Genomic DNA, 2,842 nt, shown 5'->3' with positions numbered 1-2,842 from the left:
ATTGGGATACATACTGGTATGGCTTAAAACATATATTATTTGGATTGTTTTTTTGGAATCAAGATAAAGTGTGGTCTTTAGTTGAGCAAGAGGGGTATCAAAAAAAATGATGAACAATTCAATAGTTATAAAAATAAATACGAGGCATAACATGATATAGATTCATAACCTGAATACCCCCAGGTACAAAAAAGACACTGGATACGTATTAGTGTCTTCTTTGTATACCATATACATGTGAAGTTTACATAACATCTCATTATCGGAAGTCAATGTATCTCAGATACTATAAAAATACCCTTCAGACCTTGTGTTCTGAAGGGATTTCTTGTTCACATAATCAGTGTTATCGGAAGTTAATTATTTAACTTTCATATTTCTTGCTTTCCTTACAATTGTTCCAAGAAGATAGTCAAATCCTTGACAGATCCTCTTACTGTCGGCGTTCAAAAGCAAGACGTGCAGCAAGACCTGTCAAGACGCTTGCCATGAGCCAACGCTGCACTCGCAGCCAAGTTGGGCGTGTGCCAAACCACTTGGCAATTTTACTCGCTGTAAATACAATTAGAAGGTTGACTATAAAGCTAACCGTTATTTGCGTAAGGCCCAAAACTGCACCCTGTAGAAGCAACGATCCCTTCTTAGGATCTTCAAATTGAGGTAGAAGTGACACATACAAAATAGCAATCTTAGGATTCAGTAGATTAGTCATGAGTCCCATCAGAAATAACTTCCGTGGTGGTTCAATAGAAATAGTACGAGGTTCTAGAATAGATGTAGCACCAGGTTTAATCGAATTCCAGGCGAGCCAAAGCAAGTAAGCGGCACCTGCCAACTTGACTGCTTCGTAGACAACGGGAACAGCAATGAAAAGAACTGTAAGTCCGAACATTGTTGCGATTATATAGATTATGAAGCCAAGCATGATACCCAAAAGAGAAATGAATCCTGCCATGCGTCCCTGCGTAATGGAACGGGAAATGAGATAAATCATGTTAGGTCCAGGTGAACAAACCATGCCAAGTGAAACGAGGGCAAAAGCTAGCAAAGTACCAAAACTGACCATGAATCCTCCTCCTTTTATCTTACATAAGTTTTCTTATTGTTCATTTTATCATGATTAACGAGGGAAAAGATTAATGTATACTCTATACATGTGAGGTTTACATAACATATCATTATCGGAAGTTGTTTATCCCCATCATCCCCATGATATCAACACTTCTTACATCTACTAAAATTATTAGATATTCATGTTTTTATACATTGTTGATATGGCAGGCTTTTTGGCTCTCTCTCCTGCCGTTCCCTGCCCTGTTTTTGTATAGAATCTTGCATAAATCAGCTTCTCTTTTCCCCTTTGCCTAAAATCTTTAGTTCGCCCTCTTGATATGTAAACTTGTCGCTCATCTTAGAGCATATAAAACCATTTCCCTGCCTTTTCGTTATAGTAAAATCCTAAGTTCCTTAGCTTTCTTTTCATTCGTTCCGTGTCTACATTAAATTCTTTTGCTATCCGTTCCATTGGCTCTCCCTTGTTTATCCTGTTTACGATAGAATCGTATCTTCCTAGTGTCCTCATTCCTTGTTCCCCCCTTTAAAAATTCCTTTTGTAATGGCTTAGCTCTATCTCTATCATCTCAGCTCGGGAATCTCTCTGCGGTTCTCGCTGTCTCTCGATCGTCTCTTCCTCTTCCCATTCTTCGATTAGCCCAAAGGCTATACGTTCTTTTTCATCATAATCCATAAAATAAGATAATACGTCTATAAACTTATTTTTCTAAGTATCGATAAACCGTGGTACGAGAAACCCCCAACATTTGCGCAATATCCTTAATAGGTGTTCCGTTTGCTGCAAGGGTTCTCAACATCTCCAATTCCTTATTATCTAACTTTTCTGGCCTTCCACCTAAGCGTCCTCTTGCCCTTGCGGCCGCGCGGCCGGCTTCCGAACGTTCTTGAATGAGATTTCGCTCAAATTCTGCAAATGCTGCGAATAGATGAAACATTGATTGACCAGTTGCACTGGATTTATCCATCGTAATGTTTTCCTGAAGGCTATGAAAGCTAATTCCTCTTTCATTTAAGTCATTTACAATTTGGATGAGATGCTGCATGTTACGACCTAATCGATCCAGCCTCCAGACAACCAGTGTATCTCCAGGACGTACAAAACGAAGAGCCTCTTCTAACCCTGATCGTTTATCTTTCGCTCCACTTACCTTATCTGTAAATATTTCCTCACAGCCATGATTATGTAATGAATCCATCTGTAAATCTAAATTCTGAACAGATGTTGAGACACGAGCGTATCCTACTTTCATTTCTATCCATCCTTTACCATATGTATCTACCTGTCATTGTAACATAACTTAAATCATAGGATATTATCTGAACATAGATTTATGAACAGAGTTTTTGGACATATTTGTAGGGAAAAATCTACGAAACTAAGAATGAAATTGACGTGTCCAGAAAATAGTGACTTTCTGAACAGAATAAAGCAACATATAAACTAGGATATCGTCATATCGCCATCAACCTACCCAAGTATGTAATAAATCTTTATAAAACTTTTCATGCAATAAAAAAGGAACTCATTTGGGTATCTCTTTTATTTTTTAATGAAAATTCTAAATCAATATAGTAGAATATACATTGGGATGGGAGTCTCATAAATACATAATGGTGATTCAAGTTAAAGTAAAGCGCTCAATATGAGTGCTTTTACTTTTGTTGAGGACATAGTTAGAAAGGAACACACAGCATGAATGTCATTGATTTAAATGCAGAAAGACAGCGAAGACAAAAAGAAAAACAAATGATCACGATTCCAATTATA

The 2,842-nt window shown here is 37.5% G+C and carries 3 protein-coding genes; all 3 read right to left on the bottom strand.

The window, feature by feature from the left end:
• Positions 1-433 precede the first annotated feature (433 nt).
• Positions 434-1,066, bottom strand: a complete 633-nt coding sequence (locus H540_RS0121930) for a LysE family translocator (protein WP_028402393.1) — start codon at positions 1,064-1,066, stop codon at positions 434-436.
• A gap of 345 nt (positions 1,067-1,411) precedes the next feature.
• The gene (locus H540_RS33545; protein ID WP_155891115.1) at positions 1,412-1,582 is read right to left on the bottom strand and encodes a hypothetical protein; all 171 of its coding nucleotides are present in this window, start codon (positions 1,580-1,582) and stop codon (positions 1,412-1,414) included.
• A 190-nt stretch (positions 1,583-1,772) separates the two neighbouring features.
• Positions 1,773-2,324 carry a recombinase family protein gene (locus tag H540_RS0121920; protein ID WP_028402392.1) on the bottom strand — a complete coding sequence of 184 codons (552 nt, stop codon included), beginning with the start codon at positions 2,322-2,324 and terminating at the stop codon, positions 1,773-1,775.
• Positions 2,325-2,842 lie beyond the last annotated feature (518 nt).

Source organism: Ectobacillus panaciterrae DSM 19096 (genome assembly GCF_000430785.1).
In the GTDB taxonomy this organism is placed as follows: Bacteria; Bacillota; Bacilli; order Bacillales; family Bacillaceae_G; genus Ectobacillus; species Ectobacillus panaciterrae.
Note: the sequence above shows the minus strand (reverse complement) of the source record. Positions and strands in the feature narration are given on the sequence as shown.

Coding starts and splice junctions, on each gene's coding strand:
- H540_RS0121930 (WP_028402393.1), bottom strand. CDS start 1,066: ATGGTCAGTTTTGGTACTTTGCTAGCTTTTGCCCTCGTTTCACTTGGC.
- H540_RS33545 (WP_155891115.1), bottom strand. CDS start 1,582: ATGAGGACACTAGGAAGATACGATTCTATCGTAAACAGGATAAACAAG.
- H540_RS0121920 (WP_028402392.1), bottom strand. CDS start 2,324: ATGAAAGTAGGATACGCTCGTGTCTCAACATCTGTTCAGAATTTAGAT.